Source organism: Herbaspirillum huttiense (genome assembly GCF_047300815.1).
In the GTDB taxonomy this organism is placed as follows: Bacteria; Pseudomonadota; Gammaproteobacteria; order Burkholderiales; family Burkholderiaceae_D; genus Herbaspirillum; species Herbaspirillum huttiense_A.
In genome coordinates this window covers 3,287,965-3,314,615 of sequence record NZ_CP178608.1, presented here as the reverse complement: position 1 = coordinate 3,314,615, position 26,651 = coordinate 3,287,965, and the positions used below count along the sequence as shown (strand labels likewise).

Annotated in this window: 21 protein-coding genes; 13 read left to right on the top strand and 8 right to left on the bottom strand. The window is 61.8% G+C overall.

The window, feature by feature from the left end; translation table 11 throughout:
• Positions 1-421: 421 nt before the first annotated feature.
• A complete protein-coding gene (locus ACLRDN_RS15265; protein WP_413456980.1) occupies positions 422-1,417 on the bottom strand; it encodes a helix-turn-helix domain-containing protein in 996 nt (331 codons plus the stop codon).
• Between the two features lie 781 nt (positions 1,418-2,198).
• On the opposite strand from ACLRDN_RS15265, the gene ACLRDN_RS15260 reads away from it, so the two are divergent.
• From ACLRDN_RS15260 to ACLRDN_RS15245, 4 genes are all read left to right on the top strand, one after another.
• Positions 2,199-5,807: a calcium-binding protein gene (locus ACLRDN_RS15260; RefSeq protein ID WP_413456979.1), complete on the top strand. Its 3,609-nt coding sequence runs from the start codon at positions 2,199-2,201 to the stop codon at positions 5,805-5,807.
• Positions 5,808-5,897: 90 nt separating this feature from the next.
• On the top strand, positions 5,898-8,075 hold the full coding sequence (locus ACLRDN_RS15255) for a type I secretion system permease/ATPase (protein ID WP_413456978.1): 2,178 nt from the start codon (positions 5,898-5,900) through the stop codon (positions 8,073-8,075).
• On the top strand, positions 8,072-9,415 hold the full coding sequence (locus ACLRDN_RS15250) for an HlyD family type I secretion periplasmic adaptor subunit (RefSeq protein WP_413456977.1): 1,344 nt from the start codon (positions 8,072-8,074) through the stop codon (positions 9,413-9,415). Before ACLRDN_RS15255 ends, ACLRDN_RS15250 begins: the two co-directional genes overlap by 4 nt.
• Positions 9,405-10,859 (top strand): TolC family protein, encoded by a 1,455-nt coding sequence (locus tag ACLRDN_RS15245; RefSeq protein WP_413456976.1) that lies wholly within the window; start codon positions 9,405-9,407, stop codon positions 10,857-10,859. The genes ACLRDN_RS15250 and ACLRDN_RS15245 overlap by 11 nt, the downstream gene beginning before the upstream one ends.
• Positions 10,860-10,886: 27 nt before the next feature.
• Here the strand turns inward: ACLRDN_RS15245 and ACLRDN_RS15240 are convergent, their stop codons facing one another.
• Positions 10,887-12,077: an MFS transporter gene (locus tag ACLRDN_RS15240; RefSeq protein ID WP_413456975.1), complete on the bottom strand. Its 1,191-nt coding sequence runs from the start codon at positions 12,075-12,077 to the stop codon at positions 10,887-10,889.
• Between the two features lie 312 nt (positions 12,078-12,389).
• On the opposite strand from ACLRDN_RS15240, the gene ACLRDN_RS15235 reads away from it, so the two are divergent.
• Positions 12,390-14,954 carry an EAL domain-containing protein gene (locus tag ACLRDN_RS15235; RefSeq protein ID WP_413456974.1) on the top strand — a complete coding sequence of 855 codons (2,565 nt, stop codon included), beginning with the start codon at positions 12,390-12,392 and terminating at the stop codon, positions 14,952-14,954.
• A gap of 19 nt (positions 14,955-14,973) precedes the next feature.
• Here ACLRDN_RS15235 and ACLRDN_RS15230 read toward each other — a convergent pair whose 3' ends face one another.
• The 5 genes from ACLRDN_RS15230 to ACLRDN_RS15210 form a co-directional block, all read right to left on the bottom strand.
• Complete coding sequence (locus ACLRDN_RS15230) at positions 14,974-15,786, bottom strand: helix-turn-helix domain-containing protein (RefSeq protein WP_413456973.1); 813 nt, start codon at positions 15,784-15,786, stop codon at positions 14,974-14,976.
• A gap of 9 nt (positions 15,787-15,795) precedes the next feature.
• The gene (locus tag ACLRDN_RS15225) at positions 15,796-16,521 is read right to left on the bottom strand and encodes a cysteine hydrolase (protein WP_413456972.1); all 726 of its coding nucleotides are present in this window, start codon (positions 16,519-16,521) and stop codon (positions 15,796-15,798) included.
• Positions 16,522-16,621: 100 nt separating this feature from the next.
• Entirely contained in the window at positions 16,622-17,245 is a 624-nt protein-coding gene (locus tag ACLRDN_RS15220; protein WP_413456971.1) for a metal-dependent phosphohydrolase, read from the bottom strand.
• Between the two features lie 89 nt (positions 17,246-17,334).
• Complete coding sequence (locus ACLRDN_RS15215) at positions 17,335-17,955, bottom strand: glutathione S-transferase family protein (RefSeq protein ID WP_413456970.1); 621 nt, start codon at positions 17,953-17,955, stop codon at positions 17,335-17,337.
• Positions 17,956-18,025: 70 nt separating this feature from the next.
• The gene (locus ACLRDN_RS15210; protein ID WP_413456969.1) at positions 18,026-18,667 is read right to left on the bottom strand and encodes an HD domain-containing protein; all 642 of its coding nucleotides are present in this window, start codon (positions 18,665-18,667) and stop codon (positions 18,026-18,028) included.
• 116 nt (positions 18,668-18,783) lie between these two features.
• Here ACLRDN_RS15210 and ACLRDN_RS15205 point away from each other — a divergent pair, with 116 nt between their 5' ends.
• From ACLRDN_RS15205 to ACLRDN_RS15195, 3 genes are all read left to right on the top strand, one after another.
• Positions 18,784-19,779, top strand: coding sequence for a GlxA family transcriptional regulator (locus ACLRDN_RS15205; RefSeq protein WP_413456968.1), 996 nt, complete (start codon positions 18,784-18,786; stop codon positions 19,777-19,779).
• Positions 19,780-19,899: 120 nt separating this feature from the next.
• Positions 19,900-20,469 carry a TetR family transcriptional regulator gene (locus tag ACLRDN_RS15200; protein ID WP_413456967.1) on the top strand — a complete coding sequence of 190 codons (570 nt, stop codon included), beginning with the start codon at positions 19,900-19,902 and terminating at the stop codon, positions 20,467-20,469.
• Positions 20,470-20,562: 93 nt separating this feature from the next.
• Positions 20,563-21,462, top strand: coding sequence for an NAD(P)H-binding protein (locus ACLRDN_RS15195; RefSeq protein ID WP_413456966.1), 900 nt, complete (start codon positions 20,563-20,565; stop codon positions 21,460-21,462).
• Positions 21,463-21,515: 53 nt separating this feature from the next.
• On the opposite strand, the gene ACLRDN_RS15190 is transcribed toward ACLRDN_RS15195, so the two are convergent.
• On the bottom strand, positions 21,516-22,640 hold the full coding sequence (locus ACLRDN_RS15190) for a sterol desaturase family protein (protein ID WP_413456965.1): 1,125 nt from the start codon (positions 22,638-22,640) through the stop codon (positions 21,516-21,518).
• A 464-nt stretch (positions 22,641-23,104) separates the two neighbouring features.
• Here ACLRDN_RS15190 and ACLRDN_RS15185 point away from each other — a divergent pair, with 464 nt between their 5' ends.
• The 5 genes from ACLRDN_RS15185 to ACLRDN_RS15165 all read left to right on the top strand — a co-directional run bounded on the left by ACLRDN_RS15185 (position 23,105) and on the right by ACLRDN_RS15165 (position 26,648).
• Positions 23,105-23,527 carry a hypothetical protein gene (locus tag ACLRDN_RS15185; RefSeq protein WP_413456964.1) on the top strand — a complete coding sequence of 141 codons (423 nt, stop codon included), beginning with the start codon at positions 23,105-23,107 and terminating at the stop codon, positions 23,525-23,527.
• A 90-nt stretch (positions 23,528-23,617) separates the two neighbouring features.
• Positions 23,618-24,022, top strand: coding sequence for a winged helix-turn-helix transcriptional regulator (locus ACLRDN_RS15180; RefSeq protein ID WP_413456963.1), 405 nt, complete (start codon positions 23,618-23,620; stop codon positions 24,020-24,022).
• Positions 23,938-24,288: a hypothetical protein gene (locus ACLRDN_RS15175; protein ID WP_413460454.1), complete on the top strand. Its 351-nt coding sequence runs from the start codon at positions 23,938-23,940 to the stop codon at positions 24,286-24,288. The genes ACLRDN_RS15180 and ACLRDN_RS15175 overlap by 85 nt, the downstream gene beginning before the upstream one ends.
• 3 nt (positions 24,289-24,291) lie before the next feature.
• Positions 24,292-25,002: a flagellar motor protein MotB gene (locus tag ACLRDN_RS15170; protein ID WP_413456962.1), complete on the top strand. Its 711-nt coding sequence runs from the start codon at positions 24,292-24,294 to the stop codon at positions 25,000-25,002.
• Positions 24,999-26,648, top strand: a complete 1,650-nt coding sequence (locus ACLRDN_RS15165) for an EH signature domain-containing protein (RefSeq protein WP_413456961.1) — start codon at positions 24,999-25,001, stop codon at positions 26,646-26,648. Before ACLRDN_RS15170 ends, ACLRDN_RS15165 begins: the two co-directional genes overlap by 4 nt.
• Positions 26,649-26,651: the final 3 nt, after the last annotated feature.

Here is a 26,651-nt window from a genome sequence, read left to right as displayed (position 1 = left end):
GCCCGAAGGGGATGGTCCAAAATGAAGCGGACTCGCCGGACGCCAATGGGAAAAAGACTTTCCGGCCGGGGCGGACTGGTTGGAGGGACTGGATGATGCACCGCAGACGAAAAGCAGCGATTATTCCCTTACAGGGAAAATGACCTGTGACAAAAACGGGATTGTTGCTGCAAACGGTATTAATCAACCCATCGGTCGATTTTATTGCCTTGAAAGCTCGTATTTTGAGCAGGCCGCCCCCGGTGGACGCGCACATTGCCATGCATATCCGGGGTGCAGAAGAGAGAGGGCCAAGGAGGAGGCGGACCAAGACAGGGCAGCTTTGCCAAAAACGGCTAGGCCTTTGCCCCAAAATTGCCCAGGCACCGGCGCGGGCCGCAGTTGGTAACCGATGTTACCAATGCGGCTCGCCGCCTGAAACTCAGGATTGAGCGACCGTTTTCAGGGTTGTTTCGGAAGGCAGGACGCCGAACATCTTCTTGTATTCCGAGGCAAAGCGGCTGGGATGATTGAAGCCGCACAGTGCGGCCAGGTTGCCGATGGTGTCATGGCGGTCATGGGTGCGGTCCTCACCGCCCCGGCGCTTGATCTCGCGGTGCGCGGCATTGAGCCGCAGGGCCTTGAGGTATTGCAGCGGCGAGATGTCGAGCCGTTCCTCGAAGCAGTATTGGAGCGTGCGGCGGCTCACGTGGGTGGCGCGGCAGACGTCGAGGATGCCGATCTCTTCGCCCGCATGCGCACGCATGTAGTCGATGGCGTTTTGCACGATGCGCTCTCTGCGCTGGCGCGAGGGCAGGGTCGATTCCAGTTCGTGGCTGCCCTGGTTCAGCGACAGCGCCAGCGCCACATTGCTGATGGCGGTGGAGGCCAGCGCGCGCGGGCTGATCGGCCGCGTGGCCGCGCCCGCCGGTGCGTTGAGCAGATCGAAGGCGACCGAGAAGTAATGGCGCAGCATGCCCGCCGTGGCGGCATCGAGCTGCAGCACCGACAGGTCCAGCCATTTGCGTACGCTGGCCTCATCCTGTTCGTGCAGCTGCGACAGGAACAGCTCGCGCTGCACCGAGATGCCCAGCAATTCGATGGGGCCGGTGGTGCGGATGTGGTGCGGCCGGCTGCCATCGAGCACGATCAGCTGGTCTTGCGTGAGCGGCCGGCCGTTGAGCAGGTGACCCTGGGCATCGGTGTTGCAGATGCCGATGACCATCTGCTCGGGCGGCGGCACGATGCGTTCGTGCAGCGCCGTGTTGGTGCTCTCGCGGATGAAGCAGAAATCCTCGGTCTGCACCACGGCCAGGGCGCCGACGAAGCGGCCACTGCCCAGTTGCTGGTACTCCTGCTCCCATCCGGCGAGCGTGCTGGCTTGTTCATCCACGTCCGAAAACTGTTCGGCATGGACGGAGAAATGATCGGAATGCATGGCGCGGGCTCCTCTTGTTTTGGGTCAGCCGATGCAAATTCCGCACCAGCCGGTCAAACAGCCGGAAACGGCAAGCAAGACGCGCATCGGCGCCGCAGACCAGGTCCGCAGGCGGCGAGGGGCAGGCAGGTTTGTTCTCCGTCTCCGTTGTCTCGGAGCACCTTCGGGGGTGTCTCTCGGACATTCATTTTTTTCGCCAATCTACTGAATCAAACGGTAAAGCACAAGGGCGCATTCGTCACATTGGGATTCTGGAGTATTGCGGTGGGCGAAGCATTCGTGGTAGCGCGGCGATGTGTCTCAAAAATGAAAATATGCTCGCTTCGTTCTGTACCTAGGTGAAGTTTCCTGCGTGCTGCCAGTCGGCAGAAATCTTCATATCTTTTCCGCTTGATCTATTTGATGTGCTTTCCATGTCGCATGGGCTGGCGCTTTGCGCCGTGACGCTCGGAAAAAATCTTCATTTCGCCCGTAGGCGGCATGGGAGCGGGCCGCCCTCTTCGGCGCCATGCCGGCCCTTTGGTGCGATTTACGGGGAACCTGTGCCGGGGTTGAATTGCCGTGGGGCAAAACTGTTTTGTCTTTCAGCAAAAGTGGCCGGGTTGACACCTTGTGTCGTCCGCCGACGGAAGCTGCCCTGGGGAGGGCAAGCTTGCAGTGACAACAGAGCAGCGGCATGTCGCCGCGCCGGTTACTGCGCACCCCGGACCACGAAGGGAGGAAAGACGGACGTTTTGCCCCGCCTCCACGCATCGGCTGCACATCGCTCAGGGAACACGACATGAAAACAATAAACGAACACCGCAAGGAAATCCTGCCCGTCATCACCCTGGTGACGCCCGAGAAGCTGCTGGTGCGTCTTTCCGGCAAGACGCGGGTGGTAGCGCAGGGGGCGCGTGATGCTGCTGGCGACACGCTCTTGTTGAAGAAGGCTGAAGCCGCGCCAGCCAGCCTGGGCGAGGCGGCCACCAGGGGATCGGAGCACGCCAGCCTGCCATTTCGCAAGCTGCCGTGGACGGCATCGGGCCGGTGGAGTCGAGGAGCGGCGCTCCCCCTTTCTGCGATCAAGTCTGCGGGCAGGGCGGCCAGCCCGGCGCCAGGTACAGCCGGGGCAGCGGCGCCGCTGGTCTCGTTGGTGCCAGCTGCCATCATTGAGACTGCGATAGCCAATGGGACGCCCGAAAAGCTGACGTTCACGCCGCTCGCAAGCCCCGTCGCGACCAGCCAGGCTGTCCCCGGTGTTGCAGCGGTGATGGGCAGCAGCACGCCGGTTACGGCCACTGCCGTCACGGCCACTTCCGCGCCGTCCGTTTCAGCGCTGGCGGCCCTGTCGCCCGCAGTACCCGCACCCAGAAGCGTGCAGCCTACGGCCACGTCCCCTGCGGCGCTGGCCCCCGCCAGTCCGGTGGCGCCGGCACCGGTCTCGGTGCAGACGGGCAAGCCGGTTCCGGTGTATGTGCCCGTGCTGCTGGATGGGCAGGTGATGCTCTGCCCGATTGATCTCTACTGCCCCGTGTTGATGCCGCTGGCGAGCTTGCCCGCAACCGTCACGCGCGACGCAAGCACGGCACCCGCGAGTGCATCGGCTTCAGTGGCGGCCCCCGCATCGTCGGCGGCGGACCCTTCCAATGCCCCGGCCGTCTATCGCAAGGCGGGCCGCTTTGATCCGGGCAGCTTCCTGCCGCTGCAGGCCTTCACCGAAGGCCAGGTGAGCCAGGCCGATTCCCGCAACGAGGTGAGCGATCGCAGCTGGCGCATCCTCGATGTGCGCCTGCAAGCGGTGACGGCGGCCCAGCTGGCCGCGCTGGACGGCAACCAGGACGGGCAACTGAGCGGTGCCGAGTTGTCCGGCCTCATGGCCTGGTCCGATGCCAACCAGGACGGCATCAGCCAGCCCGGCGAGATCGTCCCGCTGGCCGACGCCCTGCAGCGTGTGAAACGCGATGCGCTGCGCGTCACCGATTACGGCATCTTCACCGCCGGTAACGCCCGCTTGCAGGCCAATGCGCCGGATGAGAATGCGCCGGTCGCGTCCAGCAACTACCGCGCCCTGCGCGACAACGACAACAGCATTGCTGTACCCGGGGGCGGGGTGATCCACTTCCGGGCCGACCAGTTCAAGATCGTCAGCAGTGCACCGGGCACCCTCATCGGTACCGACGGTGCCGACCTGCTCAGCGCCGGCAACAACGGACTGGACTACGCATTGGGCATCGATCCGGCACGCATGACCACACTCATGTCCGGCGACGGCGACGACAAGGTCGTTGGCGGCAATGGCGCCGACACCCTCTGGGCCGGCAATGGCAATGACATCGTCAATGGTTTCGGTGGCAATGACCGCATTTTCGGCGAGAGCGGCGATGACCAGCTTTCCGGCGGTGAGGGTGACGATCTCATCGACGGCGGTGCGGGCACCGATCGCATCTACGGTGGCTGGGGCAATGACCGCCTCCATGGTGGCGACGGCGACGACACCATCATGGGCAGTGATATCGGCAACGCATCCCTGTTTGGATTGACGTCCCTTCCCTCGGATGACGATGTGATCTTCGGTGCAGCGGGCAATGACAGCCTGATGGGTAATGGGGGCAATGACCAGCTCTGGGGCGGCACCGGCAACGACAAGCTCTATGGCGGCGAGGGCAATGACCAGCTCTATGGCGAAGAAGGCGACGACCAGCTGACCGGGGGCAACGGTGAAGACATCCTCTACGGCGGCGACGGCAATGATTACCTGGTCGGCAGCGACATCCGCGCCAACTGGCTGGAGCCGCTGCCGGCCAGCGTGGTAGGCAACGACAAGCTCCATGGCGGTGCCGGCGACGATACGCTCATCACTGCCGGGGGAGATGACTATCTCGATGGCGGCGCCGGCAACGATCACATGGAAGGCGGCAGCGGCAACGATACCTACGTGGTCAGCAGCCCCGGCGATGTGGTGCTGGAGCGCGACAACGGCGGCTACGATGCGGTGCTGGCCGGCTCCAGCTATGCGCTGACCGAGTTCGTGGAAGAACTGCACCTGCTCGAAGGCGGCAACTACAACGCCGGGGGCAATGGCCTGGACAACCTCATCGTGGGCAACGGCCAGGACAACGTCATCGATGGCGGCGCAGGGGCCGATACCATGATCGGGGGCAAGGGCAACGACAGCTATTTCATCGACACCCCCGGCGACAAGGTGGTGGAGCAGGCAGGCGAGGGCATCGATACCGTCTGCTCCCGCATCAGCACTACCCTCGGGGAGAACGTCGAGAACCTGGTGCTGCTGGATGCAGGCACACCGCAGCGCGCCAGCATGGACGGCAAGTCCGTGCTGGTCTATGGGGCGCCGCATGACTACCATCTCGACTACGACCAGGGCGGCGATCTCGCCGGTTACGATGGCACCTGTGGCGAGGCCAGCATCGCAAACCTGCTGACCATCGCCGGCCAGTCCGTCAGCGAGCCCGATGTGCTGCGTCGCGCGATCCAGATGGGCTGGTGCACGCCCAAGAATGCCAGCGGCATGGGAGGCGGGACGAATGTCTACGAACGCAGCAAGATCCTGGACAGCTATCACATGGACCACCAGATGTTCACCAGCTATGAGGAGCAGAAGCTGACCGATGCCCTGCAGGCAGGCCGTGGCGCCATCATCGGGGTGTGCTCGTCGCGGCTCTGGGGCCATGGGGACAACGGCAGCCCGGCACGCAGCGATCACGTGATCACGCTCACCGGCGTAGCCTGCGACGAAGCCACGGGGGCTGCCCTGGGTGTCTACATCACCGATTCCGGCCAGGGAAATGCCAGCGACATGTGCCGTTTCCTGAGCTTGGAGGAGCTGCGTTACGCGGCCAATGTCGACGGCGCGAATGCCATCATCACCGTGGCACCGATCAAGATGATCGACGCCAGCCTCAACGGCACCGGCAACGCGCTGGACAACCAGCTGGTGGGCAATCGCGGCAACAACATCCTCACCGGCGGCCGTGGCGATGACACCCTGGTCGGCCAGGCCGGCAACGACACCTATGTCTTCAGCCGCGGGGATGGACAGGATCTGGTGGCCGACAACGACGCCACCCAGGGCAACCTGGATACGCTGCAGTTCACCGACATCAAGCAGACCAACCTGTGGTTCCGGCACATGGGCAATGACCTGCAGATCGACGTCCTGGGCGCACAGGACCAGATCACCGTCAAGGACTGGTACGTCGGCGGTGCAAGCGGCAGCGACAACCACATCGAGCGCATCAGGACGGCCGAGGGCTACACCCTCTACGACAGCGACGTGGAAAAACTGGTGCAGGCCATGGCCAGTTTCGCGCCGCCCGCAGCGACGCAGACCGAGTGGCGCAGCGGCCAGTCCAGTGCAGGCGAGGTGTTGTTGACCGTGACCCACTGAGGCTGCAACCCCTGTCCTGAAGGCGGCCGGCAAGCCGGGCAGCGGCCGCCGCCGACCCACCCTCCTCGAAGCAACCCTTTCGGAAATCCTATGAACCAGACGGACCACGACCCCGGCCAAGCGGGGACGGACAGCGGCTTGCTGTGCCTGATCATGCTGGCCAAGCTGCACGGCATTGCCGCCGATGCCCAGCAATTGCAGCATCGATTCGGCCGCCAGCCCTTCAGCGTGCAGACAATCCTGCTGGGCGCGCGCGCCCTGGGCATGAAGGCGCGTGCCATCCGCCAGCAAGCCGCAAGGCTGGAACGCACGCCGGTGCCGGCCATCTGCGTCGATCACGCGGGAGGCTTCTTCGTGCTGGCCAAGATCGACGCCGCGCCGCAGGAGTCACCGGGCACGCCCCTGCGCATCCTGATCCAGCGGCCGGGGCAAGCACCGCAGGTCCTCACGCGCAGCGAATTCATGGCGGTCTGGGCCGGGCAGGTGATCCTCATGACCAGCCAGGCCAGCTATGCGGGCGAGTCATCGCGCTTCGACTTCACCTGGTTCATCCCGGCCGTGGTCAAGTATCGCAAGGTGCTGGCCGATGTGCTGCTGATCTCGCTGGTGCTGCAGATCATCGGCCTGGTCACGCCGCTGTTCTTCCAGGTGGTGATGGACAAGGTGCTGGTCAACCACGCCATGATGACGCTCAACGTGATCGCGGTGGGCCTGATCGCGGCCACCATCTTCGAAGCGCTGCTGACCGGCATTCGCACCGCCATTTTCGCCAAGGCCAGCAGCAAGATCGACGTCGAGCTGGGCGCGCGCCTCTTTGCCCATCTGCTGAGCCTGCCGCTGGCCTACTTCCAGGTACGCCGCGCGGGTGATTCGATTGCCCGCGTGCGCGAGCTGGAAAACATCCGCAGCTTCCTCACCGGCAATGCCATGACGCTGGTGCTGGACCTGATGTTTTCCTTCATCTTCCTGGCGGTGATGCTCTGGTACAGCGTGCCGCTGACGCTGATCGTGCTGGCTTCCATCCCGGTCTACCTGCTGTTGTCCCTGATCTTCACACCCGTGCTGCGCGCACGCCTGAACGACAAGTTCAACAAGAGCGCCGAGAACCAGTCCTTCCTGGTGGAGACCCTGACCGGCATGGACACCGTCAAGGCCCTGGCCGTGGAGCCGCACTGGCAACGCAAGTGGGACCAGCAACTGGCCGGCTATGTCGCTGCCGGTCTCACCACCACCAACATCAGCCTGGTGGCCAATGGCGGCGTGAACCTGGTGAGCAAGCTGGTCAGCGTGGGCATCATGTGGATGGGCGCGCTGCAGGTGGTGGACAACACCCTGACCGTGGGCGAGCTGGTGGCCTTCAACATGCTGGCAGGTCAAGTAGCGGCACCCATCCTGCGGCTGGCACAGCTGTGGAATGATTTCCAGCAGATCGGCATTTCCATGAGCCGGCTGGCCGACGTGCTCGATGCGCGCAGCGAAGTGGCGGGCCAGCGCACCCGCCTGCCGCGCGTGAGCGGTGCGATTGCGTTTGAGCGCGTGAGTTTTCGCTATCGCCCCGAGACGCCGGAAGTCATTCGCGGGCTGACGCTGCAGATCCGCCCGGGCGAAGTGATCGGCATCGTCGGCCGCTCCGGGTCCGGCAAGAGCACGCTGGCCAAGCTGGTGCAGCGGCTCTACGTCTGCGAAAGCGGACGCGTCACCGTCGATGGCCAGGACATCGCCATCATCGATACGGCCTCGCTGCGCCAGCAGATCGGCGTGGTGCTGCAGGAGAACACGCTGTTTTCGCGCTCCATCCGCGACAACATCGCCCTGGTCGATTCCTCCGCACCGATCGAGCAGGTGATCGCCGCCGCCAAGCTGGCCGGTGCGCATGACTTCATCTGCGAACTGCCCGAGGGCTATGACACCCTGGTCGGCGAGCAGGGGAGCGGACTGTCCGGCGGACAGCGCCAGCGTATCGCCATTGCGCGGGCGCTCATCAGCAATCCCGGCATCCTCATCTTTGACGAGGCCACCAGCGCGCTGGACTACGAATCCGAAAAAATCATCCAGGACAACATGCGCCAGATCTGTGCCGGGCGCACCGTGCTCATCATCGCGCATCGTCTTTCGGCCGTGCGCGATGCCGACCGCATCGTGGTCATGGAACGCGGCAGCGTCGTCGAGAGCGGCAGCCATGAGCAGTTGCTCATGCTGCCCGATGGCATTTATGCGCATCTGTGTGCGCTGCAGGCCGGCAAGCCATTGCAAGGGGAGACACCATGAGCCTGCATCATCGTTCCCGCGCCTGGCTGGCGCTGTGGCAGCGCTATGGGCGCGTACTGCGGCATGCCTGGCGCCAGCGCGATCGGCGCCAGAGCGACTTTTACAACGAGCAGGAGGCCGAGTTCCTGCCGGCCGCGCTGTCGCTGCAGGAGTCGCCCGGTTCGGCCAGCCTGCGCTGGACTGCGCGGCTGCTCATGGCGATGGTCTTGCTCACGCTGCTGTGGTCGCTGGTGGGGCACATCGACATCGTGGTCAACGCCACCGGCAAGGTCATTCCCTCGGCCCGCATCAAGACCATCGCCTCCATCGAGGTGGCCAGCGTGCGCGACATCCTGGTCAGGGAAGGGCAGCACGTGCGGGTCGGCCAGGTCCTCATGGAACTCGATGCCACCAGCAGTGATGCCGAACGCGACAAGGCCGCCGATGCCGTGGCCCAGGCGCGGTTGCAGGTGGCGCGCGCGGCGGCGATGATGCAGGCGGTGCAGCAGCTGCAGGCGCCGCAGCTGGCCGAGGTCGGTGGCGTAGGGCGTGCGCAGTGGGATTCGGCCGAGCGCCAGTTGCAGGGACAGTACCAGGATTTCCGTGCGCGCCTGGCCCGGCTCGATGACGAGATCACGCGCTACGGAGCTTCCTTGCAGTTGGCCAGCGCACGTGCCGCCGATTACAAGGAGCTGATGACTGACAACACCGTCTCGCGCCACGCCTGGCTGGAGAAAGAGCAGGCCAGGGTGGACCTGCAAGGCCAGTTGAGCGAGGCGCGCAACCAGCGCGCCGCACTGCTGGCACAGACGCAGAAGGAAACCCACGACAGCCGCATCGAAGCCGAGAAGATCATCGAGTCCGCCCAGCAGGACCGGCGCCGCGCCGAAGAGCGCAGCCGCCTGCTCACGCTCATGGCGCCCGTGAGCGGCACCGTGCAGCAGCTGGCCGTGCATACGGTCGGTGGCGTGGTTGCGGCCGCCCAGCCGCTGATGCAGATCGTGCCGGAGGAGGGCGACATCGAGATCGAGGCCTGGCTGGAGAACAAGGATGTCGGCTTCGTCCGTATTGGCCAGGAGGTGGAGGTCAAGATCGATGCCTTCGACTACACCAAGTACGGCACCGTCCCCGCGCGGGTGGTGCATGTCTCGCGCGATGCCATCCAGGATGAGAAGAAAGGGCTGGTCTATTCCGCGCGCATCCTGCTCTCCCGCAACAGCTTGAATGTCGATGGGCGCAGCTTGCCGCTGTCGGCCGGGCTGGCCGTCAATGTCGGGATTCGCACCGGCAGCCGGCGCGTGATCGAGTATGTGCTGTCGCCCTTGATGCGGCATCAGAAGGAGGCCTTGCATGAGCGTTGATGACTCCTTGCGGACGCGCCGTGCGGTAACGGCCCTGATGCTGATGGCCTGGCTGCTCGCGGCTACGGCGGGTGCGGCCGAGCTTGCGCGCTTGGATCCCTTGCTGGCGCGTCCGCCCGAGCTGGACAAGAGAAAAATACTGCCCGGCGACGACCAGCCCATGGCTTGTGCCACCAGCACTTTCGCGCCCGACAAGGTGTTGACGCTGGTCGATGCGGTGGATCTTGCGCTGTGCCATCAGCCCCAGGTCCAAGCCTCGTGGGCCGCGATCAAGCTGCAGTCGTCGCAACTGGGCGAGGCGCGTGCGGCCTACCTGCCCACCCTCGGGGCGGGTGTTGGCCAGTACCGCGAGAGCGCCACATCGGACCAGGGCAGCAGCAAGCGCTCCATCGGCACGCTGTATGCGACGCTGACCTGGCGCCTGCTCGACTTCGGCGGGCGCAGTGCCAACCAGCGCGCCGCCGATGTCCTGCTGCAGGCGGCCTCGGCCAGCCAGGACGCCACCCTGCAGAAGGCCATGGGCAATGCCGTCGGCCTGTATTACGAAGCCCATAGTGCGCGCGCTGCACAGCAGTCGCGCGAGCGCAGCCTGGCACTGGCGCGCCAGATCCTGGAGGCCGCCATCAAGCGCGAGCAGCGCGGCGTGGGCGCCATGCCCGAGACCTTGCAGGCACGCACCTTCGTGGCCAGGGCCGAACTGGAACTGGCGCGCGCCATCGGCCAGTACAAGCGCAGCGTGGTGGTGCTGGCCGTGGGCCTGGGTTTGCTGGACGAGGCGGGCGACGTGCCGGTCATCACGCTGTCCTCCGAGACCGAGGAGGATCCGCTCGGGCTGGAGCAGAACCTGCCGGGCTGGCTGCAATCGGCCCGGCAGTATCACCCGGCGATCCTGGCCGCACGCGGCCAGGTGGAGGCCGCCCGCGAGAAGGTCAAAGTCGCCGCCGCCGACGGCTTGCCGACGCTGGACATGACGGCCAGCCGTTACATCAACGGCCGCCCCAACCAGCCGGGCAGCCGCGGCGATCGTGATACGGTGGTGGGGCTGAACCTGAACATCCCGATCTTCGATGGCTTTGCCAACAGCTACAAGGTCGATGGTGCGCTGGCTCAGGTGGAAATGCGGGAGGCCGAGCTGCGCGAGGTACAGGCGCAGGTGCTGGGCGACATCGCCACCACCTATGCGGAGGCCACCACTGCCTTGCGCAGCTTGGCCTCCGCGCGCAGCCTGCTGGAGGCCGCGCAGCGCTCGGTGGAGTCGGTGCGGCGCAAGTATGACGCGGGCGCGGCCGATATCGTGGAGATGCTCAACGCCCAGACCACCCTGGCCGATGCCGAACTGGAACGCATCCGCGCACTGGGCGAATGGCGCTCGGCGCGATTGCGCCTGCTGGCCAATGCAGGGGAGATGGGACGGGCCAGCTTCACCAAGGCGGCGCGCCGGTGAGCACGCCTGTCCGGTGGCGCAGGTCAGTTACGCGGGCTGGCCCGTGCGTGATGCACGACGCCAGGTCTGCCAGGCGACCAGCACCGACAGTGCCGCACCCAGTGCGAACACCAGTGCGCAGGCGACGCGCTGTCCGATGGCCAGGGTCAGTACGGTGGGCATGAGCACCACGCCGATGAATCCGGCAAACACGCACAGCCCGGTGGCCCGGCCCACCTGGGTGCGTGGTACCAGGACGGCGATCTCGGAGAACAGCACGCCATTCCAGGCCACCACGGCCACGCCGAGTGCGGCCGCCGCCGCGTAGAGCATCGGTACTGGTGCCGGGGCGAAGGCCGACCACGCCAGCATGGCAAAGCCCAGCGTGCCCAGCAGGCCCGAGATGGCCAGCATGCGCAGCGCCGGCACGCCGCGATCAACGCAGCGGCCCCAGACCAGCCGGAACACCACCCCCACCAGATTGAAGAGCGTCAGCAAGACGGCGGCCTGTTCGATCGACATTGCTTGGAAACCATGCAGGAAAGGCACCAGCATCGCAATCGCGGTGACCTGCAGACCCGAGAACAGGAAGGCCACCAGCGTGAGGATGCGCAGCGGCGGATGGCTGCGCAGCAGCGACCAGACGCTCTCTGCGGATGCTGTGCCCTCTTTGTCCGCCGAAGCCGGGTCGTGGTCCTGCGCCGATTTGCTGGTGAAGGCGGCCGCACCGAGCAGGCCGGCCAGGCCCGGCGCCACGAAAGCCCACAGCAAGCCGACGTGCTGCGTCATGACCGGCACCACCAGGGCCGCCAGTGCAGCCCCGGCAGGAACGCCGCTTTGCCGGATCGAGAACAGCAGGCTGCGGTTTTTCAGCGGGCCGCTTTGGCTCAGGAAGTAGGAGCTGGCCGGCGTGATGCCGCCGTAGCCCAGGCCCATGAGCACGCTGCCGGCCAGCACGCCGGCCACGTGGGTGGTCGCAATGAGCAGCATGCCCAAGGCGCAGAGCGCCAGGCACCAGCGGCTGACCTGGAATGCGCCGAGCCGGTGGACGCGGTTGCCGAACCAGATCGACGAGCAGGCCGCCGCCGCGTAGAGCACGGCCGTGTAGACCCCGACCCAGCGCGCGGACATGCCCAGCGTATCGGCCAGCAGGGGCGAGATGGTCAGCACGGCGGTGGCGGCGAAGGAGGTGGCGATCTGGATGGTGGTCAGCAGCAACAGGGCAGTCAAGGCATTCATGGACGAGATCGCGGTACCGGACTGGCCGGGAGAAAAAAAGAAAAGTGGCAGGAGGCTTGCCTCATCGCAGGGCCTGCAAACTTGCAGGCAGGCATCCAAAGCCACAACGGCCACAAAGGCATGATTGTAGGAAAAGATACGGAATCGTGTTTTTCCTGATAGATTCAACGACGGCAACGCTGCTAACGTAGCGCTTGGAGTGCGTGGCATCGGAATGCCGGACAAGCTCGCAGAAGCTCACGCAAGACAGCCAATGCCGGCGAGGCGAACTGGCCGATTCAACGGGCACGGACCAGGGGCGGGGAAGCAGGGATGCGATTTCTCAACAAAGATCATCAATGGAAGATCGGGCAGCTCATCGTCGGTGCCCTGATCTGCTTCATTGGCTGCCTGGCCGCGTTTGGCGCCGCCGGCTTTTTCTGGTTGCAGCACGACCTGGAAGAAAAGATCGTGCAGCCCCTGCTGGAGCGCGAACTCAATCGCGTGCTGGAGGGCTTTCGCTCCGAGTACCTGGCCGGCGGCGTGTTCATCAAGCAGATGCAGGGCCTGATGCTGGAATCCTCGATGCCCCTGCATGGCGACCTGCGTTCGCTGGCCCGCTTCATCGAGGCATTGGCGCGCCGCGAGAATGCCGAGGAGCCGCGCTTTTCCTACATCCAGTTCGGCAACAACCGGGGCCAGCTGATTGCCGTCAATCTCAAGGGTTATGGCAGCCTGGACTACTACCTGCAGGATGACGCCCATCCCGGCCTGCAACATTTCGACCAGCGGCCCGATGGTGAAAACCTCACTCCGCTGTCCGTCACGCCCGATTACGACGCCCGCCAGCGGCCGTGGTACGTCAATGCCGCCGCCGAATGCCCGCAGGTCTCCGCGATCTACTTCAGCATGGGGGCCGATGCGCAATGGAATGCTTCCATGACTTGCCCCGTCAATCGCTCGCCGGAGGACCAGGGCGTGATTGCGGTGGACCTCTCGCAGGCGCGCCTGCAGCATCTGCTGGATACAGCGGTACAGCAGTCGCTGGTGGCCGGGATCTTCATCGTCGATGACAACGAACGCGTATTGCTGCAATCGGACCGGCTCAGTGCGGCGGACAAGCGCTTCCTGATCGACCAGCCGCCGGGCAGCCGCGCGCGTTTCACCGAGCTGGCCATTGCGCGCCTGGCGGACCGCTCGCGCATGGTCAACCTGAAGACCGACGCCAATGGCAAGTTCCTGATCTACCAGAAGCCGCTCTCCAGGATCGACGGCGCGCCTGCGGAACTGGCCGGTTACCGGGTGCTGGTAATCTCGTCCCGCGCCGAGCTGCTGTCGGTCTTCGATGGCATCTTCTGGATCAGTTGGGTGGCACTGGCCGTCATGCTGGCCGGTGGCCTGCTGTTGATCCGTCTGTATCGCGGCAGCATTACCTCACCATTGATGCGGCTGCGCCACCAGGCCGAGCAGGTGGCCTTCCGCGAGGCCAGTGGCACGCATCGCTTCGATCTGCTCTATCCCAAAGGCTGGGCCATCGAAGAGATCGTCTCGGTGCAGGATGCCGTGGAGCGCATGGCCGGCAATCTCTACCGGCTGTATCACGAACTGCGCGACCAAGTCGACCGCGATCAGGAAAGCGGGCTCCTGAGCCTGATCGGCGCAGCCAACCGGCTGGAGCAGAGCGCCTGGGAACAGGCCACGGTCTGCATGGTGGAGATCAACAACTACGTGGTGTTGGCCGACACGCTCAACAAGGTCGCCCTGCGTCACCTGTGGCAGAGCCTGTGCCAGCAGGTGGCGCCGGTGTGGGGCGACTTTGCCGCCCAGCGGCTGGTGCGCTGCCGCTACAGCGAGAGCCGCATTGCCGTGGTGATGCTGGGTGCACCGGCCGACCATGAAGACATGCTCATGCGCCTGCGCAGCAAGTCCGAACTGGTACTGGCGACCGGCGGCGCAGAAGAGGTGCGGGTGTTCCTCAGTTTCGGCGTGAGTGTCTGCGCACAACGCAACAAGGCCGCCATGGAAAAAAGCCTGGCCAATGCGGCCATCGCGCTGCGCCAGGCGCAGCAGCCGGGCGGTGGCGGTTACTGCGTGTTCCAGCCCTCCATGCTGGCGCGCGAGGAACGGGTGCAGGCGCTGTTGGCAGCCATGGATGCGGCCACGCTGGAGGCCGAGTTCAGCATGGTGTACCAGCCCATCTGCGATCTGCGCAGCGGCGCGCTGCACGGTGTGGAGGCGCTCATGCGCTGGCACTCGCCGGTGTTCGGTCCGGTCTCGCCGGCAGAATTCATTCCGCTGGCCGAACGCAGCGAGCGTATCTCGCAGCTGGGAGCGCTGGCCTTCCGCAAGGTGGCGGCCGATGTGGCGCAGTGGCAGGCACAGGGGCTGCTGCCGGAAGGATTCACCGCGCACGTGAACGTGTCGGTGCGGCAGGCCATGAACGTACACTTCTTCGAGCAGGTGCGCGACATCGCCTTGAGTGCTGGCGTGGCGCCGCCGCGCATTACGCTGGAACTCACCGAGAGTTTGCTGATAGATGATGCCCATCATCTGCAGGCGCAGTTTCGGCAACTGAGTGCCTACGGATTCGGACTGTGCCTGGATGATTTTGGTACCGGCTATTCCTCCTTGTCCACGCTGCACAATTTTGATTTTGATTGCGTGAAGCTGGACCGGTCCTTCATCCTGCGGGTGACCGAAGAGGGGCGTGCGTCTTCCTTGCTGCCTGCCATCATCGGCATCGCCCGTTCACAGCAGATGCACTGCGTGGCCGAGGGCGTGGAAACCGAGGAGCAGGCCGAACTGCTGCGTGCCATGGGCTGCGAGTTCGTGCAGGGTTATCTGTTTGCGCGGCCGATGCAAGCACAGGCGCTGGTGGCGTGGATGCAGTCGCGCTGATCGAGGCCGATGCGGCGGTCTATTTTTGCTGTGCGCGGAAGTCCTCGGGATTGACGCCACAAGATTGCTTGAATATTTTGCAGAAGTGACTGCGGCTGCGATAACCAAGCCGTGCGGTGATGGTTTTTATCGGCAACTCCGTCTTGCTCAACAGTTCTTCTGCACGCTTGATGCGCAGGGTGCGTAACAGCGTGAGGGGTGAGCTTCCGTACAGCGCGACGAATTCCCGGTGGAAGTGTGTACGGCTCATCGCTGCCGCGCTGGCCAGTCCCTCCAGCGTGTAGTCTCTTCCCGGGTCCTTCGTCATGAGGTCAACGATCTTGGCCAGACGCGTATGGCGAGTGGCAACCCCGAGAGATTGCACCTCTTGCGCATCAGGCCAGGCGTCACGGACCAAGACCGTCACCAGACGCCGTGCTAGGCAGGTGATGATGGCCGATGAGCCAGGTCCGCCGAATGCGCTTTCGCGAAGCAGTTCGGGGATGGCCCCTGTAAAAATTTCCGTCCCGGCCGCGTTGAGCACGTGGGGCAGATCGAGGAAATCGAACAGCGAGCGCCCGTCCAGCAGCGTCGCACCGAGCAGGCCGTGTGCCAGTACCAGGCCTGGTGCAGGTTGTCGGGTGAGCGGGCCGCAGAGCAGCAGCAATTGCCCGGTACTCACATGAAAGGGCCCGTCGGGCCCGATCAGCTCGCCTTGTCCGGAGAGGACTGCAATGAAATGAGCTTGGCCGGGCGCAGCAGTCCCGATGACTTCTTCGGCGCCTTCAATTTTTCGAAACGCCGAACAACTGATGTCGATTTGTCCGAGCGCCTGGTCAAGACTCAATGGCATGGCAGCCTCCTATTGCTTCTCAATGTGCTTGAGCACTTCGTCGGTGGTCATGACGGCATTGGCGATGTAGCGGAAGTTGATCAACGCACTGTGGTAGCCGTCGCCATCAGGCAGTTTGGGACCGGCCACCGCATCGCGGACCACCACGATTTCAAAGCCGCGTTCCAGGAACTCGCGCAGGTGCGATTCTACGCACAGATTGGACGCCATGCCGGTGAGAATGATTTTCTCGATGCGCAGCTTGCGTAGCTGCAGCATGAGGTCATTGCTCTGCGGTCCGTAGAGCTTGTGCGGGGCCGCAATGATGGTCTGGCCATCCTCGATGTATTGCTTGAATTCGGGCATGAAGTCTGCACCGGAATCACGGAAACCTTCGGTCGTCAGCGCACCAGGCCGTTCAAACATGCGCAGCTGATGCTGGGCCGCCTCGATGGGGGCGGAGAATTCCCAATGATGGTCATGCGGATAATAGTAGTGCGGGGAGATCGCCACCGTGATACCGGCCTTCTTGACGGCTGCGAACAAGGCCAGGAGGTGCGGCACCAGCTGTTGTTCCGTCACGCTTTCTCCCACCAGCGCCCACGAAGCACCCTTGGGGCTCATGAAGTCGATTTGCGGATCAATCACGACCAAGGCCGTGCGGCTCGAATCCCATTCGAAGGTCGATGCGGGCAGCTGGGGATTGTCCGGCCCGGCGTAGGGGTCGGCAACTGCGGGGGTTTTGCGTGATTCCATGAGTAAGCTCCGGTGTGTGTGGTGAGCTTCTACGATAGCCAAGCGAGGGGACGAATTGGTACATTGCATGGCCTGATTCGTCTCATCGTACAGCGCTGGCTCATTCGTCGAATGGCGCCCGGTTCAATACGGCGGGTGCGTCGACGATGGGCAGCGCTTCGCGGTTATGTGCAACCCGGGAACAGATGTGGAACCAATGCGGATAGGGTTGCTTGGTATCGATTTCGTGATTGAGCATGGCGTTGAATTCGCGCTTGAAATGCAGGCGAGGGTAATGCCGCAGCACTTCAGCGACGTCATCTGCGTCAAGCTCCGCACCCGGGACGCCAGAGACGTCATAGGCCAGACCCAGCTGCATCAGGCGGCTGGTGTCGCCACGGAAGCGGTTCATGTCCCAGGTATGCAGTGCTATGTTGTCCCAGACATTCTGGGCGCGCTCGGGCGAGACGCCTTTGTTGACCAGGAATTCACGTGCCGCGAGTGCACCTTCGATCTCGAAGCGATGGGGGCCGGGCGCATGGTCCGTGAGGCCCAGATCATGCAGCACGGCCGAGAGGAACATCAGTTCGTCGTCGACCTTGCTTGCTTCTTTCTTTGCGAAGAGCATGCCGAAGAAATAGCAGCGCATGACGTGGTTGTAAAGCACGTCGCTGGAGACGGCGCGGGCCAGTTCGTCGGCTTGGCGTGCAATGGGGGTGTCGGGGATGGCAATGCCGGCAATCATGAGGATTTCCTCCTGAAGATGTGGATGGCAACGGTGCATGAGAATGGTAGGGCATGCCTGCCTGGCTTCGGCTGTGGCAGGGCGGCGCCTCAGTCAAAGGCGGACATTGCGCGCGCAACTGCCGGCCGCGCGGCGACCCGCTTGAACCACTCATCAAGATTGGGCAGCCTGGACCAGTCAAGCTTGTCCTTGTGCGCGACCGTGATGGTGTATGCCGCGATGTCGGCCAACGAGAAGCTCTCGCCGGCCATGTAAGGGTTCGTCCGTACGTAGCTGTCGGCAAGCTCCAGATTGGCGACGATGGATTTGTGAAAATATCTCGTGCCATCGGTGAGGCCTTCACCCGCCAGCTTGAAGCCTGCCATGCTTGGCGCAATGGCCTCCGTCAGGAAGAAGAAAAAGCGCTCCCAGATCCTGGCCTTGGCATCCAGGTCGGCGCCGCCAAGATTGATGTCAGCTGCCCGCTGTGCCGCGTAGAACATGATGGCATTGGACTGCGTGAGGAGGGTCTGTTCTCTGCCCGCGCGTACCACTGCCAGAGCAGGAACAAGGCCTTGCGGGTTGATGGCCAGGAAAGCCGGTTTCTTGTGCTCTCCCTGTCGCAGCGCGATTTTCCTGATGGTATGCGCAATGCCAGCCTCTTCCAGGGCCACTGCGGCACGCAGGCAGTTGCCGGACCGGGCGCCATAAAGAATGTGGTGATCATCCAAGATGAAAGTCCTCTCATGTGGGGGAATCTGTACGGACGCGATCTGCTGACTACCCGGTGCAGGTTTTCCTTCAGCTCTCGAACGGCGCTGCGTCAATCAGGTCGCAGACATTGGGGCAGTCGAACCCGTGGATGTGCCGGCGACCGACATCAACCAATCCGGTGCCGATGGCGTGATGCGGCTTCTTGCGCGTCACTTCTGCCACGGCCGCCTGGAATGCTTTCTTCATTCCCAGCCGGGGATACAGGGCGAGCGTGTCGTCGACCAGGGACGGGGTAATTTCTTCAAGGCGCAGGCCAAAGATGTCGACGTGCGCGCCAAAGTGAAGCAGCGCCACTTCGGGCGCTTTGCGGTCGGCAATGCCGGCACTTGAATGCAGGGCGATCGCGTCCCAGACCAGCTCGGCCTTCCGTTCCGGATAGCCGTTGGCGATCAGGAATTCGCTAGCCGCGTCGGCACCGTCTACTTCAAAACGGGCATCGCGCGAAAACTCCCCGGTCAGGCCCAGATCGTGCAGCAGCGAGGCCAGATACAGGGCCTCGCGGTCATATTTCAGGCCACGTGTCTTGCCGATGAAGTCCGAGAACCACCACGAACGGTGGAGGTGGTACTGCATGGCCCTGTCATGCACGCGGGCGACAAGGCTGGCCGCCTGGCGTGTCAGTGCAGAGTCCGGCGCGGCGATGCCGCCGATGGTCACGGGGGTGCTCATGGAAATTGCCTCTGGAAGGTAAAGGTACAGGATGCATTCTAGGCAGCGCATGCTTGGCATAAATGACTGTTTAACGTCGATTCGTGCCAAAATGAAATTTTGAGTACGGGATTGCCATGAAGAAACCGAAGCGTGTGGTCATCCTGGGCCTGCCGCCTGTCGATGCCCTGGATGTGACCGGCCCGGCCGAGGTGTTCGCTTATGCCAATCGGCTAAGCCAGCCGGGCGCGGTGCCATACCAGGTAGAACTCATTTCGGCCGGCGCCGACCTCTATCTGGAGAGCGAGACGGGAATCGGACTGCGCGGCCATGCAACGCTCGGCCAGGAGCGCAAATCCGCCAAGCGGATAGATACGCTGGTGGTCGCCACCGGTTTTGCTGCGCTTGCTCATCGCAATCCGGAAGCGATTGCATGGATACGGAGCAGTGCGCCCAAGGTGCGCCGCGTGTGCTCGATCTGCGTCGGCTCATTTGTCCTTGCGGAGGCAGGCCTGCTGAACGGACGCAAGGCGACGACGCATTGGCGCATGGCCAGGCAGTTGGCCGAAACCTATCCGCAAGTGCGGGTTGACCCGGCCCCCATCTGGATGATGGACGGAAATATCTACACCTCTGCAGGGATCTCGGCGGGCATCGATCTGGCGCTCTCGCTCGTGGCGGAAGACTTGGGAGACGGGCTCGCCCTGGATATCGCGAAAAACATGGTCCTCTTCCTGCGCAGGCCGGGCGGACAAGCCCAATTCAGCGTGTCACTCCAGTCGCAGCAAGCGTCGGGCTCCAGCCTCGATGCGCTGCGGCTCTGGATCAGCGAGCATCTGGACGCACAGCTTACCGTGGAGATCATGGCGGACCATATGGCAATGAGTGCAAGAACGCTCATCCGTACTTTTCAGCGGGAGCTCAATACGACACCGGCAAAGTATGTCGAGGAGGTTCGGCTGGAGGCAGTGAGCAGGGCATTGGAGCTGGGCGGCCAATCGCTGGAGGATATTGCCCGCAAATGTGGCTACAACAGCGTCGACGTCCTGCGCAAAGCGTTCACCCGGCGCCTCGGCGTGAGTCCCAAAGACTATGTTGAGCGCTTCTCGCCAAGCGGCGATCCGCCATCGTGATGATGGAGCGCTGGCCGACGCGGCGATCGGCTGGAAAAGACTGTCCGATAAATTATTCCTTGCATCGTTTTGGATTATTACTATAATCTAATTCAACGTAACGCACATCGAGGAAGAGCCATGAGGAAGTCGAAAGCCGATGCAGCCCTGACGCGCCAGCAGATCGTGACGTCAGCTGCTGATGAATTCCGTCTCAATGGCATCACGGCCACGGGCATCGTGCCGCTGATGTCCGGTGTCGGACTGACGCAAGGCGGCTTCTACAAGCATTTTGAATCGAAAGATCAGCTGGTCGCGGAGGCTTGCGCGGCGGCATTGGACGCGCTTGTCGCAAAGTTTGAAACGACAGCGCAGGCCAGCGGTGACGCGGGTTTTGCAGCGATCATCGAGAGTTATCTCTCGGCGGATCACCGCGCCAACAAGGCACAAGGCTGTCCTTTGGCGGCCATGGGAAGCGAGTTGGTCAGGGCAGGTGAAGAGACTCGTCAAGCCGCTTCTCAAGGCTTCAACGACCTGGTTGAGGTCATGAAAAGCAGCCTCATCCGCTCAGGCAAAGAGGAGCCGCGCTCGCAGGCCGTTTTTGCGATGGCGGCCATGGTCGGTGCATTGACGATGTCGCGCATCCTGCCCGACGAAGTGGCTGCGGCTTCCGTTCTTGAAGATGTCAAGCACCATCTTAGTTTGATCTGAGTTCGACCTGAACGTCGTCCGCTTTTTTTTATCGTTTGATGTGCATATGCACTTTCAACATTCTGCACTTTCACCATTCCTTGGAGATACATCATGGCTCACCGTAAATATCTGATTACTGCCGCGACGGGTAAAACCGGCGTCCACACCATCAATGCGCTGTTGAAAGACGGCCACGCCGTTCGTGCGATGGTCCATACCCAGGATGAACGCAGCGAAAGCCTGCGCAAGGCTGGCGCCGAAATCGTCATCGGTGACTTGCTGGAACACGATGATGTTCTGCGGGCTGTCGATGGGGTAACGGCGGCCTACCTCTGCTATCCGGTACGCCCGGGGTTCATCCAGGCGACCGCCTACTTTGCGCATGCGGCACAGCGTGCCGGCCTTGATGTGGTGGTCAGCATGTCGCAGATTTCGGCGCGCGTTGATTCCGAGAGCCATGCTGCTCGCGATCACTGGATTGCAGAACGCGTGCTGGACTGGTCAGGCGTACCGGCAGTCCATCTGCGTCCGAGCCTGTTCTCTGAATGGCTGACCTTCCCGTGGGTGCAGCAACGCCTGGTGGAAGAGGGGAGGATCACGCTGCCGTTTGGTGAAGGGCGCCACGCGCCCATCGGTGCCGAAGACCAGGCGCGGCTCATCTCCACCATCTTGACCAATCCGTCCGCCCATATCGGCAAGACCTATGCGCTGTATGGTCCGGTGGAGTTCAGCCAGAAGGAGCTGGCCGCCGAACTGAGCCGCGTTCTGGGTCGCGACATCGTCTATAGCCCCAGTACGCTTGAGCAATACCGCGCCTACCTGGGTACGTTCAATCTGCCCGAATTCCTCATCCAGCATTTCGTCGCCATTGCGGTCGATTATCAAAACGGGATTTTCTCCGGAGTCGATGGCGTGATTGGCGAGATCACCGGTCAGGCACCCCAGACCGTCGAGCAATTCGTCAACGCCAACATGGACGCGTTCGTGGGCTCCCCGGAGACCGCCTGCTAAGAATCTCCGCAGCCATCTTCTTCGTCACTGGCGGCGTGGCAGTCGCAAGCTGCTTACGCCGCCATGAGCGCATAGGCCAGCACGCCCGCCGCTACGACGTCGATTGCCAGCATCAGCGCTGCGCCAAGACGACGCTCCAGGAAAGCACCCAGCGCCCAGAAGCCGGCCAGCAGGGCAGCGCTGGTGGCGAGCAGCCAACGATACGACTGCCCATCGGATACCCAGAGCACTGCTGCGGCCGCGCCCAGCAACAACAGGAACTGCACGCCCGAGGCCCATCGCGCCAGCTTCGGCAACTCGGTCTCATAACGCCGGCGCGCGGCCTCAAGGTCGAACGGGGCAGGGGCGGCCATCCCGGGTGGACGCCATCCGGGCGGCTTGATGAAGGTTTTCAGCTTGTCCTGCCAGCGGGGCATTTGGGCGGCGTTTTGCAGCAACTGCTGGTAGCCGGAAAAAATCGACCAGAGCGGGTCCCAGCTGTTCAACGGTGTGCGGGTGCCGTAGACCACCGGTTCTTTTTCCTCGGCGAAGGTGCCGAACATGCGGTCCCAGATCACCAGCATGCCGCCGTAGTTCTTGTCGAGATATTGGTCGTTGACGGCATGGTGTACGCGGTGGTTGGAGGGTGAAGAAAACACGCGGTCGAACCAGCCCAGCTTGCCCACGTGCTCGGTATGGATCCAGAACTGGTAGATGAGCACGATCAGTCCGGCGATGCCGAACTGTTCCGGCTCCACGCCCAGGACGGCCATGGGCAGATAGAAAACCCAGCCCAGCAGCGCGACGGTGCTTTCCTGGCGCAGGGCGGTGGAGAGATTGAAGTGCTGGCTCTGGTGGTGCACCGCGTGGGCGGCCCAGCCCAGCGCATTTTCATGGCCGAAGCGGTGCAGCCAGTAATCGAAAAAGTCGAACAGGAGGATGGCCGTGATCCAGCCCAGCGCCCCGTGCCAGAATCGCGCCGCCGGGAACAGGGCGAAGGCGCGGTAGGCCAGGAAATACAGGCCGACCTGGAAGATCTGCGTCACCAATGCCACCAGCTGGCTGATCACGCCCAGCGACAGGCTGGCCAGGGAGTCGGCCAGTTGATAGGTATTGCGTTGGCGCAGGTAGCCATAGCCGAATTCCACTGCGATGAGCAGCAGGAATACGGGGATGGCATAGACGATGATGTTTTCCATGGGGCTTGAAGAGCAGGTGCGGGGAGCGGCGAACCCGCAAGTATGCCGGTTTCAGGGAATATTTTCTTTGGGGGCCCTTTTTTGATGTCAACGCGTTCTGGATGGCTTCTCTCTGCTTAGCTTGATTTCTATAGAAACGTGAGCGACTCATGTTGAGCGAACTTGCCCGATGGAAAGCCCGCAGATCAAGGAAAGTGTGGCACTCAACGTGACAGCAAGTTTAGGATTCATGTATCGTAGAGCTTCGGAAATAGTTGTCATATTGCCAGTGTTTCACCCTGGTGCTTGTTGGGCGTGTCGCTCCGCGTTCCCGTTCCGTTGCACCTAAGCCTAGAAAATTTCTTTTGCGGCAATGACATCGATTTATCGGCGCACCAGCTTGTGTAGGTCACAGCTGCAGGCGCTGCGTAGGCTGCCAACAGAATCGCATAAATAAAAATTGCCCTCCCGGGGAGAGGAACCGAATGAATATTCAAGCTTTGCTGGATGGCGTGCAGTCATCTGTTATTGTTGCTGCACTGTTCTTAGTCGTCATTTTTCTCTTGTTCTTAGCCAAATTCTTGGCACCCGGCCTCGCACATTTGCGCCGCCTGAAAAAAGTCGTCAAACAGCTTTCCAAGCTGGGTAAGAGCGCACCTCTTAAAGAGCTGCGAGAAGTGTTTAGCCAAGATGAAAAGTTGGCACACCTTTGGAACGAATACGAAGAGTCTTTGCACGTGCAATCTGAGGAGCGCGACGGACAACTCATCGATATAGGTGCCAGAGCCACGCTGCCAGCGGAAATGTATTTCAATGGGCAGATTGTTGTTGACAGCCGCTTAGGAACGGAATTTTTCAAGCATCTTCCCGGCATATTTACCGGTATTGGGATTGTTGATTTGCATTGAAAACTGACCCACTTTCCCAGGAAATTTGCATCCAAAGTTGACCCATGTTTAGACCACAATCCTGCTCATGACAGCGAGCGGGAGAACGGAGTGATAGACGTGGCCCTACTTGGAATTATTCGACGCTGGTACATCAGAGACCGCATCTCAATTCGGGAAATCGCCCGCAGGCTCGACATATCCCGCAACACAGTTCGCCGCTACATCCGATCCGATGTCAGCGAACCTGCTTATCCAGCAAGGCGTTCGCCAAGCTCGCTCGATGACTTCACCGCCAGGCTCTCCGCTTGGCTCAGCGCAGAGGCGGTCAAATCTCGGAAGCAAAGAAGGACCCTGAAACAGATGTTCCTGGACTTAAGAGAGCTGGGATACGAGGGGTCGTATGACCGGGTGGCTGCCTTCAGCAGGCAATGGAAGGTGGGTCAAATGGAGAGGGTCAAATCTGCGAGCAAATCAACAGTGTCGTCGAATCCGCGCATCGCGAGGCTACATTAACTGCCGACGTGCTCTCGCGTATTGAGGGAGCGGCAACGCGCCTGGGCAACGCGCAAAAGATGGCGGATGAATATCTGGACGGCGTCAGCAAGGTGCTGGGCGAGGCGCATAACTCATTCGCTACGGAAGTGACTAGAACCTTGAGCAGAGCAAATACGGAGTTCCATTCCAAACTTACGCAGGCCGTCGGATTGCTGCATTCGGCAGTTGGAGAACTGGAAATCACGCTTGCATCCATGGGTAGTCTGACTCCGGCGCGAGGTTAAGCGATGATGGGACCGAAAGTTGCCATCAAGCGAGGTGGCCGCGACGAAGCTGAAAAGCCCTTCTGGATTTCCTTTGCCGACTTGATGACTGCACTGATGGTGCTATTTCTCGTGGTTATGGGCGTTGCTTTGCTGGCGGTAACCAAGAACGTTACAGAGCGTGAAAAGAAAGAAGAAAGGCATCTCCAAGACATCGAGCGCATTTTGGATCGCTTTGAGCAAGCGGCCAAGCGCCATCAAGGCATCAAGATCGACCGTAGCCGTAGTGTGATCGATTTCGGCGAGCGGGCCCGTTTTGCCAAGGCTCGATATAACCTCACTGCCGAGCAAGAGGCTGTGCTCCGTCAGTTCGTTCCGGAAATTCTGAGCCTGGCGAACGACGACTTGGGACAGCGCGTGCTCAAACGTGTGGTCGTCGAGGGCTATACCGACAAGACCGGTAGCTATCTGAGCAATTTGAACCTGAGCTTGCAACGCAGTCAGAGAGTGCTTTGTACGATGTTTGCAACGACTGGTCCAAGCTTGCTTTCCGAGGAGCAGAAGGAGAGCGTGCGAAGACTGTTTCTTGTCGGGGGTTATTCGTTCAATGCCGCCAAGGATACGGACGATGAAAGCCGTCGCGTAGAAATGCGCATTGAGTTTCTTGGGGTAGACGAGGCGCGCCCGGAGTCCCCGCGGCAAGCGGCCAATTTCGGTGAGTGTGCTTTGCAATGAGTGCACTTGCCCATCTCGCTGCGTTATTACATCCGGCTCTGGAAGAAGGGCGCCGGTTAACGAGTGCAGACTCTGGCATCGACGACATCATTGCCCAGATGACGACGAAATCAAAATCACGTAAATCCGGCCATGTCGTGGACGACCATCTGCTCTACACCGTCAAGCAATTCTGGGAAAGTCAGGAGGTGAGGTCTTTCCGGGATGCGTACTTGTTGTCGTGGGGACTTTGTCTGCCTCATCGGCCTCAGGGAGCATGTCTTCTAGAGGATCAACCTCGCTTGCAAAAGGTCCTGGACGGCATTGATGCGTGGCGAGAAAATCCGCGGGCGTATCGGCGTTGTTACCAAGGATTAGTCAAGAGCTACTTTACTTACGATGGGCTGGCAGAAAGCACACCAGCCACGGGAATCCAGAATTGGAAAAAACTGCGGGATTACCTGCTAAATCGGAACAATCTCGTCAAGGACAACTCCCCCAATCCGGAATGGGTCGAAACCGCGCTGGGCAATAAACAGTTGTTCAGTGATCGTCCGTGCGAGCCGTATGTTGACGCTCTGTTGCGCGGAGATAGCGGGGCTATTGATCACTTGTGCGAGCAACTGGGAATCAACAAAGCATCGTGGTTTCTCCGTGAGCTGGTCCTGGCGCAGGTTCAGGCCGCCACCAAGCTCGGACACGCGGAGTTCCAGACCTTGCTGCCTCGCCTATTGGAGCTGCTCGGCAAAAATCAGGTCTTACGTGACAGAGGCATGGTCATGGTGTTGGATCGGTACGTCGAGGTTCCAGGGATGGTGTTGCATCAGGGTCTGAGGGACCAGGCTGTTGCCTGGTGGGGTAATCCATGGCTGCCATCTCATGAGACCGAGTGGGGCGGTGTAACTCCGGCTGCGCGCGCCATGGTTGTTGATTGGCTCAAGCTCGATCTTATCGAGACCTTCTTTACGAAGTTGGCGGAAGACGGTTTTGCCGATCCTCGGCGGATGAATTTCTGGAAGCGTTACGTCAAGGCGATTGATGATATTGAGTTTGCGTTAGGTTCGACAGCACGGAATTCGAGGGAGCGCGACATGGTTCTATTGCGCCACAAGATGAAAGGGCTGTTGTGTGACCTGGATGCCAATGGTACGAACAACGCATTCATTATGCGAATGGGACCGTTGGTCGCCGTTGAATTCAGCGGACTCGGGAATGCATTTTATGGTTACGATGCGCGTAAATCGGTGCCCTTCGATACCTCTGAGTCGCTTAGGCTGGATGTCAACGGACAGAACTCACTCAAGCACAGGGGAAAGAGTCTTCTACGGATGAGTCATAAAGATGGCATTCACAACTGGAGTAAATGGGAGGAGATGTTTGCCGCGACTCTTCGCGCGGAATTCGGGATCGACCCTTCTGCACCGGCAGTGAGCAGAGGGCGCACTGCGCGTAGCTTTACTCGCGTAGAAGAAGTCGACCACTTGAAGCTGGACTATTCATCGTCCGCCCTTCACCGTTTGAAAAATAGATATGGTTTCCAGATTGAGGACAATACGTCCCGTGGCGGAAATCTTTGGGTCTTGACTGATACAGCCAATCAGAAGGTCAACGCCACGTTGACGCACTGGGGATTCCACCACAAGCCTGGAAAAGGCTGGTGGAAGTAAGGG